The organism is Streptomyces sp. NPDC006326 (assembly GCF_040612915.1).
Classification (GTDB): Bacteria; Actinomycetota; Actinomycetes; order Streptomycetales; family Streptomycetaceae; genus Streptomyces.
Window position 1 is genome coordinate 14,728 of the sequence record NZ_JBEXRC010000007.1, and the last position, 16,007, is coordinate 30,734.

Here is a 16,007-nt window from a genome sequence, read left to right on the forward strand (position 1 = left end):
TCACCGACGTAGTGCCTCTTCTTCGAGGTGCCCTGACTGCCTCTACCTTCCCCCATTTGGCGCAGGAGAGTGCACTCGGGGTCGGCCTTTGGTCCTTTTGACGGCACTGAGTGCCTTCAACCTGCTCATCCTGCCCCCTCCGCACGGGTGGCGGAACCCCAAATGATCGATCATCTAGGTGATGTTTCCCACCGGTATGCGTCCGGACAGCCTGGGGGCGACCGCCGTGTACCTCCTGCCTGCGGAAACGGTACGCACAGCCTGGCCGAGGGCCTTGCGGGACCCGACCAGGACGACCAGTTTCTTCGCCCGGGTCACCGCCGTGTAGAGCAAGTTGCGCTGGAGCATCATCCAAGCGCCGGTGGTGACGGGGATCACCACGGCCGGGTATTCGCTCCCCTGGGAGCGGTGGATGGTGACGGCGTAGGCATGCGCCAGCTCGTCCAGCTCGGAGAATTCGTACCCCACCTCCTCGTCCTCCTCCGTCCGGACCGTCAGCCGCTGTTCGACCGGGTCGAGGGCGGTCACCACGCCGACGGTGCCGTTGAAGACGCCGTTGGCCCCCTTCTCGTAGTTGTTGCGGATCTGGGTGACCTTGTCGCCGACGCGGAAGACCCGGCCGCCGAACCGCTTCTCGGCCAGGTCCGGCCGGGCCGGGGTGATCGCCTGCTGGAGCAGGCCGTTGAGGTTTCCGGCGCCGGCCGGGCCGCGGTGCATCGGCGCCAGCACCTGCACGTCGCGCCGCGGGTCGAGGCCGAACCTGGCCGGGATCCGGCGGGCGGCCACGTCCACGGCGAGCCGGCCGGCCTCCTCGGTGTCCTCCTCGGGGAAGAGGAAGAAGTCCGGCAGCCCGTCGGTCAGGGGCGGCAGGCCGGTGTTGATCCGGTGGGCGTTGGTGACCACGCCCGACTGCTGGGCCTGCCGGAAGATGCGGGTCAGCCGGACCGCGGGCACCGGGCCGTCCTCGGCCAGGAGGTCGCGCAGCACCTCCCCGGCACCGACCGAGGGCAGCTGGTCGACGTCCCCGACCAGCAGCAGGTGGGCACCGGGTGCCACCGCCTTGACCAGCTTGTTCGCCAGCAGGAGATCCAGCATCGACGCCTCGTCGACCACCACGAGGTCGGCGTCCAGCGGCCGGTCCCGGTCGTACGCCGCGTCCCCGCCCGGCTTGAGCTCCAGCAGCCGGTGCACGGTGGAGGCCTCGGCGCCCGTGAGCTCCGAGAGCCGTTTCGCGGCCCGGCCGGTGGGCGCGGCGAGCACCACCTTGGCCTTCTTCGCGCGGGCCAGCTCCACGATCGAGCGCACGGTGAAGGACTTGCCGCAGCCGGGGCCGCCGGTGAGGACGGCGACCCGGCGGGTGAGGGCCAGCTTGACGGCGTCCCGCTGCTCGGGGGCCAGCGTGGCCCCGGTGCGGGTCGCCAGCCAGGCCAGCGCCTTGTCCCAGTCGACGTCGCGGAAGGAGGGCATCCGGTCCTCCTCGGCCTGGAGCAGCCTGCGCACCTGCCCCACCAGCGACAGCTCGGCGCGGTGGAAGGGCACCAGGTAGACGGCGGTGAGCGGGGGGCCGCCCTGCGGGTCGGGCACCGGCTCGCGGACCACGCCCTCCGGGTCGGCGGCCAGTTCGGCCAGGCATTCGATGACCAACCCGGTGTCGACCTGGAGCAGTTTGACCCCGTCGGCGATCAGCCGCTCCTCGGGCAGGAAGCAGTGCCCCTGGTCGGTGGACTGGGACAGGGCGTACTGGAGGCCGGCCTTGACCCGCTCGGGGCTGTCGTGCGGGATGCCGACGGACTGGGCGATCTTGTCGGCGGTGAGGAAGCCGATGCCCCACACGTCGGCGGCGAGCCGGTACGGCTGGTTCCTGACCACGGAGATGGAGGCGTCGCCGTACTTCTTGTAGATGCGGACGGCGATGGAGGTGGAGACGCCGACGCCCTGCAGGAAGACCATGACCTCCTTGATGGCCTTCTGCTCCTCCCAGGCGGCGCCGATCATCTTCGTCCGCTTGGGGCCGAGGCCCGGCACCTCGATCAGCCGCTTCGGCTCGCTCTCGATCACGTCGAGCGTGTCGGTGCCGAAGTGCTCGACGATCCGGTCGGCGATCCTCGGGCCGATGCCCTTGATCAGGCCGGAGCCGAGGTAGCGCCGGATGCCCTGGACCGTGGCCGGCAGGACGGTGCGGTAGTTCTCCACCGTGAACTGCCTGCCGTACTGGGGGTGGGAGCCCCAGCGGCCCTCCATGCGCAGCGATTCGCCGGGCTGCGCACCGAGGAGGGCGCCGACGACCGTGAGCAGGTCCCCGCTGCCGCGGCCGGTGTCGACCCGGGCGACGGTGTAGCCGCTCTCCTCGTTGGCATAGGTGATGCGTTCGAGAACGCCCTCGACCACCGCCAGTTGCACCGCCCCGTGGATTGCCATGGCACGAAGCTACCGCCCGGCGCGGACAACCCGTCAGGCCTGTGGAAAAGCGCGGAGGGCGGCGGCCGGCAAGGCCCCGGGTACCGAGAAGGGGGTCCGGCCTCGCGGCCGGACCCCCTCACGGTTACCCCTCCCGTGCCGGACTTCCCGATCCCCCCAGATCCTCCCCCGGAAGTCCCGACGCACCATACGACCCGCCACGGCGCCCGGGGGTTGCACACCGATCCGGAACTTTACGTTTCCATTACCTGACGGTCCGTAGGCGGGGCACCCGGACGGCCCGGCGGCCCGCCACGGCGGCGGGCGCTATCCTCGGGCGCCATGGACACCTCCGGCGACACCTCGGGCACACGCGTACTGCTGCGGGACCCGCTGCCCGGGGAGCTGGGCTGGATCGTGCAGCGACACGGCGCGCTGTACGCCGCCGAGTACGGCTGGAACACCGATTTCGAGGCCCTGGTGGCGCGGATCGTCGCCGATTTCGCCGAGGACCACGACCCGTACCTGGAGCGGGTGTGGATCGCCGAGCTGGACGGCCGCCCGGTCGGCTCGGTGATGTGCGTGCGCGAGGACGGCTCGCCCGGCACCGCGCGGCTGCGGCTGCTCCTCGTGGAGCCCGAGGGCCGCGGGCACGGCATCGGGGCCCTGCTCGTGGACACGGTCGTCTCCTTCGCCCGCTCGGTGGGCTACCGCGAGCTGGTGCTGTGGACCAACGACGTGCTGACCTCGGCCCGTTCCCTCTACCTGCGCGCCGGCTTCACCCTGGTCGCCGAGCGCCCGCACCGCTCGTACGGGGTCGAGCTCACGGGGCAGGACTGGCGGCTGCCGCTGCAGGAGGACTCCCCGCACTGACCCCGGCCGCGGGGGCCCCCTTGCCGCGGCCTGCGGCACGGGTTCCCGCGCGGGCGGGGGCGAGCGAGGTCAGCGCCACCCCGCCGACCAGCAGGACAGCGGCCAGCCAGCGCAGTCCGGAGATCCCCTCGCCGAGGACCAGGGCGGCCGAGGACATCCCGAACACCGGCACCAGCAGCGAGAACGGCGCCACGGAGGAGGCCGGGTAGCGGCGCATCAGATGGCTCCAGGCGCCGAAGCCGAACACCGTGGACACCCAGGCGACGTAGGCGATGACCGCCGCCCCGGACCAGTCCAGCCCGCGCAGGGCGGCCAGGTCCCGCTCGGGCCCCTCCAGCAGCAGCGACAGCGCGAACAGCGGCAGCACCGGCACCGTGCACACCCACACCATGAAGTTCATCGCGTCGGGCGGGGCGGCCTTGCGGGTGAGCACGTTGGACACGCCCCAGCAGGCGGCCGCGGCGACGACCAGGGTGAAGCCGAGCACCGGCCCCGAGGTGCCCCCGTCGACGGCGGCGACGGCGATCCCGGCCAGCGCGACGACCATGCCGGTCACCCGGACCGGACCGGGCCGCTCGCGCAGCACGACGGAGGCGAGGACCGCGGTGAAGACGGCCTGGACCTGGAGGACCAGCGAGGAGAGCCCGGCCGGCATCCCCGCGGCCATGCCCGTGAACAGCAGGCCGAACTTGGCGACTCCGAGCGCCGCCCCGACGCCGAGGATCCACTTCCAGGCGACCTTGGGCCGGCCGACGAAGAAGACGGCGGGCAGGGCGGCGACGAGGAAGCGCAGGGCCGACAGGAGCAGGGGCGGGAAGTGGCCGAGCCCGATCTGGATGACGACGAAGTTGAAGCCCCAGACGGCGGCGACGAGTACCGCGAGAGCGGTGTGTACGGGACGCATGCTCAGAGCATCGGCGCCCCGACCGTGAAGCACCAGCGCGGATCTCTTCCGGGATGGATGAAGCAACACTTACGCCTACGATGGCCGCATGCTCGATCTCGCCCGGCTGCGCGCCCTGCACGCCGTCTCCGTCCACGGCTCGGTCGCCGGGGCGGCGGCCGCCCTCGGCTACACCCCCTCCGCCGTGTCCCAGCAGATCGCCAAGCTGGAGCGGGAGACCCGGACCACGCTGCTGGAGCGGCGCGGGCGCGGGGTCGCCCTGACCGAGGAGGCCCGGCACCTGGCCGACACGGCCCGGGAGTTGCTGGCGATCGTGGAACGGGCCGAGACCACGCTGGAGGAGCGGCGCGGGCAGCCGAGCGGGCTGCTGACGGTCGCCGCGTTCGCCTCGGCGGCGCGCGGGCTGCTGCCGGGCGTGCTGGCCGAGCTGGCGCTGCGCCATCCGGCGCTGGACGTACGCCTCACGGAGGTGGACCCCCATCTGTCGGTGGACCTGGTGGCCCGGGGCGTCACCGATCTGGCGGTGGCCCACGACTGGGACATCACCCCGCTGCCCGCGCCCGAGGGCGTCGAGCAGGCGGTGATCGGGGACGACCGGTGCGACCTCGTGGTCCCGCGGGGGCATCCGTTCACCACGCGGGCGGTCGTCCGCCGCGCGGACCTCGGCGGACTGCGCTGGGTCTGCCAGCCGCCCGGGCGGGTCTGCCACGACTGGCTGGTGCGGACGCTGCGGACGGCCGGGTTCGAGCCCGACATCGCGCACGTCGCCGAGGAGAACCACACCATCGTCGCGCTGGTCGCGGCCGGGCTCGGGGTGGCGGTGGTGCCGCGGCTCGGTACCGGCGCGCTGCCCGCGGGGGCGGTGGCCGTACCGCTGGAACCGGGTCCCGTCCGCAGGCTGTACGCCCTGTGGCGGACGGGGGCGGCCCGCAGGCCCGCGATCACCGAGGCGGTGCGGACCCTTCAGGAGCACTGGGCCGGGGCCGCCCCGGCGTGAGCCCTTCCGGGGGACCTCCCGAGTGTCCGGCGGTGCCCGGGCCCGGCCCGGCAGTAGGGTCCGGCGCGTGCCGTACCACGCCTCCCGCCGGTCCCTGCTCACCGCGGCCGCCGTGGCCGCCGTCTCGGCCGCCGGGGTCGCCTCGTACTCCGTGGGCGGGGGCGGCCGCCGTGACGACGCCCGCCCCGGCGACCGCGCGCCCGGGCCGGCGCCCGACCGGGCGCGGCTGCGCCGGGTGGTGTCGGCGATGACCCTGCCGGAGCTGGTCGGGCAGCTGTTCGTGTCCCGGGCGTACGGGCATTCGGCGACGGATCCCGACCCGGCGGACGCCGAGCAGAACACGGCCCTGTTCGGGGTGCGCACCGCCGCGGAGGTGGTCTCCCGCTACCACCTCGGCGGGATCGTCTACTTCTCCTGGGCGCACAACACCCGCAGCCCGCAGCAGATCGCCGAGCTCTCCAACGACCTCCAGCGGGCGGCGGCCGACTCCGGCGCGGGGATCCCGCTGCTGCTCTCCATCGACCAGGAGCACGGCGCCGTCGCGCGGATCGGCAAGCCGGCGACGCTGCTGCCCGGGGCGATGGCCCTGGGCGCCCTGCGCGGCCCGGCGTCCGGCGCGCCGGACGACGCGCCCGCCGCGGCGCCCGGCCCGACCGCCTCCCCGGCGGCCGCCGCGGGCGGGGCGGACTCCGTCGCCGAGGCCCGGCGGGCCGCGCGCATCGCGGGGGCCGAGCTGGTGGCGATGGGGATCCGCCAGGACTACGCGCCGGTGGCCGACGTGAACGTCAACCCGGCCAACCCGGTGATCGGCGTACGGTCCTTCGGCTCCGACCCGCAGGCCGTCGCGGCCCTGGTCGCCGCCCAGGTGCGCGGCTACCAGGGGGTCGGGGTGGCCGCCACCGCCAAGCACTTCCCCGGCCACGGGGACACCGAGACCGACAGCCACGTCGGCCTGCCGGTGATGCGGCACACCCGGGCGCAGTGGGAGGAGTTGGACGAGCCGCCGTTCCGGGCGGCCGTGGAGGCGGGCGTGGACTCCGTGATGACGGCGCACATCGTCTTCCCCGCGCTCGACCCCTCGGGGGACCCGGCGACCCTCTCCCGGCCGATCGTGACGGGCATCCTCCGCGAGCGCTTGGGCTTCCGCGGGGTGATCGTCACCGACGCCCTCGACATGGCCGGGGTCCGGCAGAAGTACGGGGACGACCGGGTGCCGGTGCTGGCCCTCAAGGCGGGCTGCGACCAGCTGCTGAACCCGCCGGACCTGGGGCTCGCGCACCGCAGCGTGCTCGCGGCGGTCGAGTCGGGCGAGGTGTCGCGGGCCCGGGTGGAGCAGTCGGTGCTGCGGATCCTCGAACTCAAGGCCCGGCGCGGCCTGTTCGGGGAGGCGTACACCACCGCCGCGCGGGTGGAGGCGGCCGTGGGCGTCCCGGCGCACCTGGCGGCCGCCGACGAGATCGCGGCCGGTACGACGACCCTGCTGGCCAATCCGGCGGGGCTGCTGCCGCTGGACGCGTCGGCCGCGCCCCGGCTGCTGGTGACGGGGACCGACCCGGTCTCCCCCAGCGGTACGACGGGCCCGCCCACCGTGGTCCTGGCCCGCGAGCTGACCGCTCTGGGCTGCACGGCGGTGGCGGTGGCTCCGGCCCGGGCGGCGGCCGCGGCGCCCGGCAACGCGGCGGTGCTGGTGTGCACGTACAACGTCCCGGAGGGGGACAGTCCGCAACGCACCCTCGTCGCCGGACTCCTGGCCACCGGTGTGCCGGTGGTGGTGCTGGCGATCCGCAATCCGTACGACGCGGCCCGCCTTCCGGCGTGCGCCGCGGAGCTGGCCACGTACACCTGGGCCGACGCGGAGATGCGGGCGGCCGCCCGGGTGATCACCGGGGCGGCACGGCCCACGGGCCGGCTCCCGGTCCCGGTGCCCGGCCGCTACCCGCTGGGCCACGGGCTGACGTACGGCTGAGGCGTACGCCGAGCCCGCGGCCCGGGACCGGCCGGTGGCCGCAGCGCGCTAGGGGCGCAGCTGCAGCTCGCGCTCCAGGTCCTGCTGGTCGAGCTGCGGGTCGGGCTTGGCCAGGGGCTGCGCCTGCGCCTTGCCGGCGAGGTTGGCGGCCGGGGCCACGCCCGCCCACTGGAGGATCTTCGCGGTGGCGAGCTCGCGCTCGCCGTCCTGCAGCTTGGCCACGTTCGCACCGTGGTTGGCGCCCGGCGCGATCATCACGTAGCTGTCGCGCACGGTGTAGCCGAGGTGGAACGGTTCAGCACCCCACGGGTCGTTCTGCCCGTACACGAACAGCATCTGGTTCGCGTTCGTGCGCACCCAGTTGTCGACGTCCGCCATGACCCCCGGCTGGAAGGTCATCGGGATGTCGCGGGGCACGAAGTTGCGCGGCGGCTGGTAGCCGTAGCGGCTCAGGTTGCCCAGGTGCGGCTGCTTGATGTCGGGCGAGCCGAGCTGCGTCCCCGCCTGGTAGTAGTACGGCGTGTAGGTTTCCAGGCCCTGGTCGGCGTAGGCCGAGAAGCCGGAGATCGCGTCGACCGAGTCCCAGATCTCCTGGTCGCTCGCGGTGGCGGCGGCCGGGACCGTGGCGCAGTCGGCGAGCAGGCTGTACTGCCAGAAGGCCCAGACGTAGTCGAGCACGACGGCCTCGTAGGCCTTGTCGAGGCTGCCGACGGTGGTGAAGGTCCAGCCGTTCTCCGCGGCCGCGGCCGCGTACTTGGCCTCCAGCGGCTCACGGCGCACCAGGGCCTCGCGCTGCACCGCGTTCAGCTTGTCGCGGCACTCCTTGGTGCCGACCTTGGCGAAGAACCGGTCGTAGGCCGAGTCCTCCTTGTTGACGACGTCGTTGGGCGCGACGTAGGCGACGACGCCGTCCATGTCCCGCGGGTAGAAGCGCTCGTAGTACGTCGCGGTCATGCCGCCCTTGCTGCCGCCCGTGGCGAGCCAGTTCTTCTTGTAGACCTTCTTCAGGGCGGTGAAGAGGCGGTGCTGGTCGCTGGCGGCCTGCCAGATGTCCAGGTTCGCCCAGTTGGCCGGGTCGGGCCGGGAAGGCGTGAAGAACCGGTACTCCAGCGACACCTGGTTGCCGTCGACGATGGTCGTCGGCTCGCTGCGGCGCGGGTTGGTGTTGACGTTGTAGCCGGAGGTGTAGAAGACCGTGGGCCGGGAGACGTCCTTGTGCAGCAGGGTGAAGCGCTGCTTGAAGGTGCCCTTCGACGGGTTCCGGTGGTCGACCGGCTGCTCGTAGTTGAGTACGAAGAAGCGGTAGCCGGGGTACGGCTTCTCCTCGATCAGGCTCATCCCCGGGATGGCGAGGATGTCGTCCTTGATGTCCGTGGCGACGGACGGCCCTGCGGCGGTGGCCGCCTGAGCCGTGAAGCCGGCCGCGCCCATGGTGCCGATCAGCACCACGAGCGACAGGAGCCAGCCGAGCGTCTTGCGCATTCACCCTCCCCTTGAGTTCACTTCGGTCGCCCGTGAACCTAGCGGGGTCAACGCAGCGCTGACCAGACCCAGTTGGGCCGCTCCTTCAGCACAGGATCCAGCCGGATTCCACCGATCCGGCCGCAACGCTCCCCTTGACGTACACGCAGCGGTTGATCGCACCGACGGTGACGGGTCCGGCGTACCGGGTGAACTGTCCGGCGTCGCGGACCGGGACCCCGCCGCGCGGCTGGATGCTCACCGACATCGGCCGGCGCGCGCCCGGATCACTCGCGACGGTCATCGCACAGGCCTGGGTGCGGCTCTTGTACACGCGCACCTCGCCGCCGGAGAACGGCAGGGTCCGCACCAGCTGCCCTGCGCACCCGGACGCGGCCTGTGCGGACGGCGCCGCCAGCAGGCCGCCGGCGCACAGCGCCAGCACCGCGGCCACCACCGCCGCGGCCGCGCTCCCCCGGCCGCGGTCCTTGCGTCCTCGCCCCGTCCGTCCGTGCTTCTTCCGCCCGTGTTCCACGCTGTCCCCCGATCGGCCGTACGTCACACGTACGCACGTACGACGCGCAGGCCCCCCGGAAGGTTGCGCACGGCAAGCTCCGGGGGGCCGGTTCCGGTCAGGGACGGTTCAGGCCGCGGCGCGCTCGTCCTCGCCGGCGAAGGTCCGCCACAGCTCGGCGTACCGGCCTCCGCGCGCGAGGAGTTCGGCGTGCGTGCCGTCCTCCACGACGCGGCCGCGGTCCATGACCACGACCCGGTCGGCGCGGGCGGCCGTGGTCAGCCGGTGGGCGACCACCAGGGTGGTGCGCTTGCCCGCGAGCCGGTCGGTGGCCTGGTTCACCTGGGCCTCGGTGGCCAGGTCCAGCGCGGCGGTGGCCTCGTCGAGCAGCAGCACGTCCGGGTCGACGAGTTCGGCGCGGGCCAGTGCGATCAGCTGCCGCTGGCCCGCCGAGAGGTTGCGGCCGCGCTCGGCGACGGTGTGCAGATAGCCGCCGTCGAGAGTCGCGATCATGTCGTGCGCGCCGACCGCGCGGGCCGCCGCCTCGACCTCGGCGTCGCTCGCCCCGGGCCGTCCGTAGGCGATGGCGTCGCGGACCGTCCCCGGGAAGAGGTACGGCTCCTGGGGGACGACCCCGAGCCGGTGGCGGTACGCCGAGAGGTCGACCTCCCGCAGGTCGGTGCCGTCGGCGGTGACCCGGCCCGAGGTCGGGTCGTAGAACCGGGCCACGAGCTTGACCAGGGTGGACTTGCCGGCGCCGGTCTCGCCGACGAAGGCGACGGTCTGCCCGGCGGGTATCCGCAGGCTGATTCCGGCCAGCGCGTCCCCCTTCTCGCCGCGCTCCTCGGCGGTCCCGTACGCGAACCGCACGTCCTCGAAGGCGATCTCGCCGCGCAGCCCGGCCAGCGGGCGCGGGTCGGCGGGCCGCGGGGTGGTGGTGGGCTCGCGCAGCAGGTCCTGGATCCGGCCGAGGGAGACGGTGGCCTGCTGGTATCCGTCGAACACCTGGGAGAGCTGCTGGACGGGGGCGAAGAACAGGTCGATGTAGAGGAGGTACGCCACCAGCGCGCCGGTGGTGAGGGTGCCGGCCTCCACCCGGCCCGCGCCCACGATCAGCACGGCGGCCGCCGCGCCCGAGGACAGCAGCTGCACGAAGGGGAAGTAGACGGATATCAGCCACTGGCCGCGCACCCGGGCCTCGCGGTACTCGTCGCTCCGCGCGGCGAAGCGGACGGCTCCGTCCCGCTGGCGGCGGAAGGCCTGCACGATGCGCAGCCCGGAGACGGACTCCTGGAGGTCGGCGTTGACCAGGCTGACCCGGTCGCGGGCGAGCTCGTACGCGGCCACCGACTTGCGGCGGAAGACGATCGTGCCGAGGACCAGCAGGGGCAGGGTGGCGAAGACGATCAGGGCGAGCTCGACGTCGAGGACGAGCAGGGCGACGAGGATGCCGAAGAAGGTGAAGACGGAGACGACGGCGGTGACGAGCCCGGTCTGCAGGAAGGTGGACAGGGCGTCCACGTCGGTGGTCATCCGGGTCATGATCTTGCCGGTCAGCTCGCGCTCGTAGTAGTCGAGGCCGAGGCGCTGGAGCTGGGCGAAGATCTTGACGCGCAGGGCGTAGAGCACCCGCTCGCCGGTGCGCCCGGTCATCCGGGTCTCGGCGAACTGGGCGGCCCACTGGGCGAGGACGACGGCGAGGGCGAGCCCGGCGGCCACCCAGACGGCGCCGAGCGCGGCCTGCTCGACGCCCTTGTCGATCCCGTGCCGGATCAGGATGGGCAGCAGCAGGCCGGCGGCCGCGTCGACGGCGACCAGGGCGAGGCTGACGGCGAGCGGCGCCCAGAAGCCGCGCAGCAGCCGGCGCAGGTTGTAGCTGTCCTCGGCGGAGGCGGCGCGGGCCTCGTCCACGCCCGGCTCGTCGTCGGCGGGCGGCAGCGCGGCCACCTGCGCGAGCAGTTCGGGGGTGGCCGGCATGCCGGCGACGGCCCCGGCCATGGAGTGCCCGGCGCCGGGCGCGGCGGGCGCACCGGGGACGGCGGTGGGGGCGGGCCCCTCCTCGCGGCGGCGCCACAGCTCGGGGGTGACCCCGTCCACGGGCCGGCGCTTGGCGCTGACCGGTTCGGAGTCGATCTCGGCTTCGAGCTCGATGTCCCGTTCGAGGTCGCGCTCGAACTCGGCCATGGCGGGCGCGTCGGGGGTGCGCGGGGAGCCGGCGGCGAGCGCGTCCGGGTCGGTGAGCAGCCGCCGGTACAGGGCGGAGCGGTGTTCCAGCTCCTCGTGCGTACCGATGTCGGCGAGCCGCCCGTGCTCCAGTACGGCGATCCGGTCGGCCAAAGCGAGCGTGGAGCGGCGGTGGGCGATGAGGAGGGTGGTGCGGCCGGCCATCACGGCGCGCAGCGCCTCGTGGATCTCGTGCTCGACCCGGGCGTCGACGGCGGAGGTGGCGTCGTCGAGGAGCAGCAGCCGGGGGTCGGTGAGGAGGGCGCGGGCGAGCGCGATGCGCTGGCGCTGGCCGCCGGAGAGCGTGAGCCCCTGCTCGCCGACCTTGGTGTCGTACCCGGCGGGCAGGGCCTCGATGAACCCGTGGGCCTGGGCGGCGCGGGCGGCGGCCTCGACCTGCTCGTCGGTGGCGCCGGGGTGCCCGTAGGCGATGTTGGCGCGGATGGTGTCGGAGAAGAGGAAGGAGTCCTCCGGCACGAGCCCGATGGCGGCGCGCAGGGAGTCGTACGTCAGCTCGCGCACGTCGTGGCCGCCGATGCGGACGGCGCCGTGGTCGGCGTCGTAGAAGCGCGGGAGCAGCAGGGAGACGGTGGACTTGCCGCTGCCGGAGGAGCCGACGACGGCGACGGTCTCGCCTTCCCCGATGGAGAGGGAGAAGCCGTTCAGGACGGGCCGCTCGGGGTCGTACCCGAAGACGACGTCCTCGAAGGCGACGGTGGCGGGCGCGTCGGCGGGCAGCTCGCGCTCCCCCTCGCGGATGACGGGTTCGGTGTCGATGAGCTCGAAGACGCGTTCCACGCCGGCGCGGGCCTGCTGGCCGACGGTGAGGACCATGGCGAGCATGCGGACGGGGCCGACGAGCTGGGCGAGGTAGGTGGAGAAGGCGACGAAGGTGCCGAGCGTCACCTGGCCGTTGGTGGCCATCCAGCCGCCGAGGGCGAGCATGGCCACCTGTGCGAGGGCGGGGACGGCCTGGAGGGCGGGGGTGTACTTGGAGTTGAGCCGGATGGTCCGCATCCGCCCGGCGAACAGGCGGCGCCCGGCGGCGCGCAGCTTGCCGGTCTCCTGTTCCTCCTGGCCGAAGCCCTTGACGACGCGGACGCCGGTCACGGCCCCGTCGACGACCCCGGCGACGGCGGCGGCCTGGCCCTGGGCCCACCAGGTGGCGGGGAACAGCTTCTTGCGGCTGCGCTTGGCGATGAACCAGAGGGCGGGGGCCATCAGCAGGGCGACCAGGGTCAGCAGCGGCGACAGGGCCAGCATGATGCCGAGGGATATCCCGAAGAGGAGGAAGTTCCCGATGGTCATGGGGAGCATGAACAGCAGGCCCTGGATCAGCTGGAGGTCGCTGGTGGCCCGGCCGACGACCTGACCGGTGGACAGCTCGTCCTGCCGGCGCCCGTCGAGGCGGGCGATGGTGTCGAACATGTCGGTGCGCAGGTCGTGCTGGACGTCGAGGGCGAGGCGGCCGCCGTAGTACCTGCGTATGTAGGTGAGCGCGTACACGAGGAGGGCCGCGCCCACGAGCATTCCGGCCCAGGGGCCCATCGGCTTGCTCTGGTCGCCGATGACGTCGTCGATGATGACCTTGGTGACGAGCGGTACGAGTGCCATGACGGCCATGCCGGCCAGCGAGGACCCGAGCGCGAGCAGCACGTTGAGCTTGTAGCGCCAGGTGTAGGCGGCGAGCCGCCTGCTCCAGCCTTGTTTCCGGTCGGTCGCCTTCTTCGCCGCCACCACGTGGTGCCTCCCCGTTCGTCCTGTCCTGCCGCCTCCCCCAACGCCGTGACCGGCGGATTTCATCCCCCTGCAACAATCGCACCGGCGTACGGGCGCGGCGAGCGGCCTTCACCCGGCCGGGGGGCGCACGAGGGCTCGGCCACCACGCGGCGGAGCACGGGGTCACGCCGTGGCGGTCCCCGGCAACGGCTACAGGTGCGTCGGGGTGAACATCCTGAGGGTGGTCGGGAGGACCAGGACGGAGGGGCCCGGGGTGGTCAGGGCCTTGGTGAGGTCCTCGCTGAGGGTGGCGGCCGTGGTGGTGGCCGCCGGGACGCCGAAGGAGGCAGCCAGGGAGACGAAGTCGGGGCCCGGCACGTCCGTGCCCGTGGCGCAGCCGTACTCCCGCAGGATGCCGTAGCCGCCGTCGTCCACGATCAGCCAGGTGACGTCCATGTCGTACTGCTTCGCGGTGGCCAGCTCCGCGATCGAGTACATGGCTCCCCCGTCGCCCGAGACGGCCAGCACCGGCGTGCCCGGCTCCGCCGCGCACGCGCCGAGCGCCGCGGGGAAGGCGTAGCCGAGGCCGCCCGCGCCCTGCGCCGAGTGCATGGTGTTGGGGTGCTTCGCGTCGAACGCCGACCAGGCCCAGTAGGACAGGATCGTCATGTCCCAGAAGGACGGCGAGCGCGGCGGCAGCGCGGCCCGGATGGAGGTCAGGAGCTGCTGCTCCAGCTCCACGTCCTGCGCGGCGAGGCGCGCCGCGATGTCCGAGAGGACCATCCGGACCCGGGCCGGGGCCGAGGGGTCCTCCCGCTCGGACACCGTTTCCAGCAGGGCCTGGAGGGCGAGGCGGGCATCGGCGTGGATGCCGAGGCCCGGGTGGTTGGACTCCAGCTTGCCGAGGTCCGCCTCGATCTGGACGACCCGGCCCTCGGGGAAGAACGTGTGGTAGTTCGAGGAGAGTTCCCCCAGGCCGGAGCCGACCACCAGGAGGACGTCCGCGTCCTCCAGGAAGTCGGTCATGTGGCGGTCCTCCAGCCAGGACTGGAGCGAGAGGGGGTGGTTCCAGGGGAAGGCTCCCTTGCCGCCGAAGGTGGTGACCACCGGCGCGTTCACCCGCTCCGCGAGCCGGCGCAGCTTGCCCGCCGCGTCGGAGCGGATCACCCCGCCGCCCGCGATGATCACGGGGCGGGCGGCCGTCTCCAGCCAGTGCGCGGCCAGCGCCGTCAGCTCGGGGCGCGGGGCGAGCTCGTGCGGGGTGGCGTCCATGCCCGTCACCTGCGGGACGAGGGTCTCCGCGCGCAGGACGTCCTCCGGGATCTCCACCCAGACCGGCCCGTGCGGGGCGGTGAGCGCCGACTCCCAGGCCGCGGCGACGGCGGACGGGATCTGGGAGGGGGTGCGGGCCGTGTGGACCGACTTCACCACGTCCCGGAAGGACGCCGCCTGGTCCCGCAGTTCGTGCAGGTGCCCGCGCCGGCCGCCGCCCAGGCCCGCCACCGGGACCTGTGAGGAGATCGCCAGGACGGGGGCGGAGGCGGCCGCGGCCTCGGCCAGGGCGGGCAGCGCCATCAGGGCGCCGGGCCCGGTGGACAGCAGGAGCGGAACGGCCTCGCCCGTGATCCGGCCGTACGCGTCGGCCGCGAAGGCGGCGTTGTTCTCCGTCCGCAGCCCGACGAGCCGCAGGTCGGAGCGGCCCACCGCCTCGAAGAGGGCGAGCGCGTGCTGTCCGGGCAGCCCGAAGACGGTGGTGGCGCCCAGCGAACGCAGTGTTTCCACGACCAGGTCCCCGCCCGTGCGGCCAGGCGGCGGCGCCAGGGCGGCCGCCGTCTGGGCCTCGGTGGGACGGAGTACCAGGTCGTGGTCGTGCGTCACGGGTGCGGTGTGCCCTTCTTACTTCGCCTTCGCCGCGGCGATCTGACGGCTCATGATCGTGGTCAGCTCGTACGCGGTGTGCGAGGCCGCGACCGAGGTGATCTCGGCGTGATCGTACGCCGGGGCGACCTCGACGACGTCCGCGGAAACCAGGTTGCAGGAGGACAGGCCGCGGATGATCTCCAGGAGCTCGCGGGAGGTCATGCCGCCCGCCTCCGGGGTGCCGGTGCCGGGCGCGTGCGCCGGGTCCAGCACGTCGATGTCGATCGAGATGTAGAGCGGACGGTCGCCGATGCGCTGACGCAGCTGGTCGGCGATCTCGTCGGCGCCGCGGCGGTAGACGTCCGCCGAGGTGACGATGCCGAAGCCCATCTTGGCGTCGTCGTCGAGGTCCTGCTTGCCGTACAGCGGGCCGCGCGTACCGACGTGGGACAGCGCCTCGGTGTCGAGGATGCCCTCCTCGACGGCGCGGCGGAACGGGGTGCCGTGCGTGTACTCGGCGCCGAAGTACGTGTCCCAGGTGTCCAGGTGGGCGTCGAAGTGGAGCAGCGCCACCGGGCCGTGCTTCTTCGCGACCGAGCGCAGCAGCGGGAGCGCGATGGTGTGGTCGCCGCCCAGGGTCATCAGGCGGGAGCCGGAGCCGAGGAGCTCGTCGGCGGCGGCCTCGACCGTCTCGACGGCCTCGTTGATGTTGAAGGGGTTCACGGCGATGTCGCCCGCGTCGGCCACCTGGGCGAGGGCGAAGGGGGAGGCGTCCTGCGCCGGGTTGTACGGGCGCAGCAGGCGCGAGGCCTCGCGGATGGCGTTGCCGCCGAAGCGGGCGCCGGGGCGGTAGGAGACCCCCGAGTCGAACGGCACACCGACGACGGCGACGTCCGCGGAGCCGACCTCGTCCAGGCGGGGCAGCCGGGCGAAGGTGGCGGGGCCCGCGTAGCGCGGGATGCGGGAGGAGTCGACGGGGCCGCGCGGCTGCGTGCTCATGGGAAGGCCTTCCGGGTCGGGAGGGGGTGTGCGGTGCTTCGAGCGTAAGCCGCGGTTCGGCCGGCGCGAAGTGTACGTTTTATCCACTGGGCAA

General features: G+C 73.4%; 9 protein-coding genes and 1 pseudogene. 3 read left to right on the plus strand and 7 right to left on the minus strand.

Features of this window, described 5'->3' with window-relative positions; genetic code table 11:
• Positions 1-174: 174 nt before the first annotated feature.
• Entirely contained in the window at positions 175-2,418 is a 2,244-nt protein-coding gene (locus ABZ128_RS07740; RefSeq protein WP_356846727.1) for an ATP-dependent RecD-like DNA helicase, read from the minus strand.
• Positions 2,419-2,772: 354 nt separating this feature from the next.
• Between ABZ128_RS07740 and ABZ128_RS07745 the strand changes: the two are divergent.
• A pseudogene (locus tag ABZ128_RS07745) lies at positions 2,773-3,270 on the plus strand (GNAT family N-acetyltransferase); the annotation flags it as partial.
• Here ABZ128_RS07745 and ABZ128_RS07750 read toward each other — a convergent pair.
• On the minus strand, positions 3,221-4,174 hold the full coding sequence (locus ABZ128_RS07750) for an EamA family transporter (RefSeq protein ID WP_356846728.1): 954 nt from the start codon (positions 4,172-4,174) through the stop codon (positions 3,221-3,223). The pseudogene ABZ128_RS07745 and the gene ABZ128_RS07750 overlap by 50 nt on opposite strands.
• Positions 4,175-4,262: 88 nt before the next feature.
• Here ABZ128_RS07750 and ABZ128_RS07755 point away from each other — a divergent pair, with 88 nt between their 5' ends.
• Both ABZ128_RS07755 and ABZ128_RS07760 read left to right on the plus strand, forming a co-directional pair.
• Entirely contained in the window at positions 4,263-5,171 is a 909-nt protein-coding gene (locus ABZ128_RS07755) for a LysR substrate-binding domain-containing protein (RefSeq protein ID WP_356846729.1), read from the plus strand.
• Between the two features lie 67 nt (positions 5,172-5,238).
• Positions 5,239-7,137, plus strand: a complete 1,899-nt coding sequence (locus ABZ128_RS07760) for a glycoside hydrolase family 3 N-terminal domain-containing protein (RefSeq protein ID WP_356846731.1) — start codon at positions 5,239-5,241, stop codon at positions 7,135-7,137.
• Between the two features lie 48 nt (positions 7,138-7,185).
• Here the strand turns inward: ABZ128_RS07760 and ABZ128_RS07765 are convergent, their stop codons facing one another.
• The 5 genes from ABZ128_RS07765 to speB all read right to left on the minus strand — a co-directional run bounded on the left by ABZ128_RS07765 (position 7,186) and on the right by speB (position 15,913).
• Positions 7,186-8,619 (minus strand): S28 family serine protease, encoded by a 1,434-nt coding sequence (locus ABZ128_RS07765; RefSeq protein ID WP_356846733.1) that lies wholly within the window; start codon positions 8,617-8,619, stop codon positions 7,186-7,188.
• 85 nt (positions 8,620-8,704) lie between these two features.
• Positions 8,705-9,133 carry a hypothetical protein gene (locus ABZ128_RS07770; protein WP_356846734.1) on the minus strand — a complete coding sequence of 143 codons (429 nt, stop codon included), beginning with the start codon at positions 9,131-9,133 and terminating at the stop codon, positions 8,705-8,707.
• Positions 9,134-9,241: 108 nt separating this feature from the next.
• Positions 9,242-13,072 carry an ABC transporter ATP-binding protein gene (locus tag ABZ128_RS07775; RefSeq protein WP_356846945.1) on the minus strand — a complete coding sequence of 1,277 codons (3,831 nt, stop codon included), beginning with the start codon at positions 13,070-13,072 and terminating at the stop codon, positions 9,242-9,244.
• Positions 13,073-13,264: 192 nt separating this feature from the next.
• Positions 13,265-14,932: a thiamine pyrophosphate-binding protein gene (locus ABZ128_RS07780; RefSeq protein ID WP_356846735.1), complete on the minus strand. Its 1,668-nt coding sequence runs from the start codon at positions 14,930-14,932 to the stop codon at positions 13,265-13,267.
• An 18-nt stretch (positions 14,933-14,950) separates the two neighbouring features.
• The gene (speB, locus tag ABZ128_RS07785; protein WP_356846737.1) at positions 14,951-15,913 is read right to left on the minus strand and encodes an agmatinase; all 963 of its coding nucleotides are present in this window, start codon (positions 15,911-15,913) and stop codon (positions 14,951-14,953) included.
• Between the last annotated feature and the right edge of the window lie 94 nt (positions 15,914-16,007).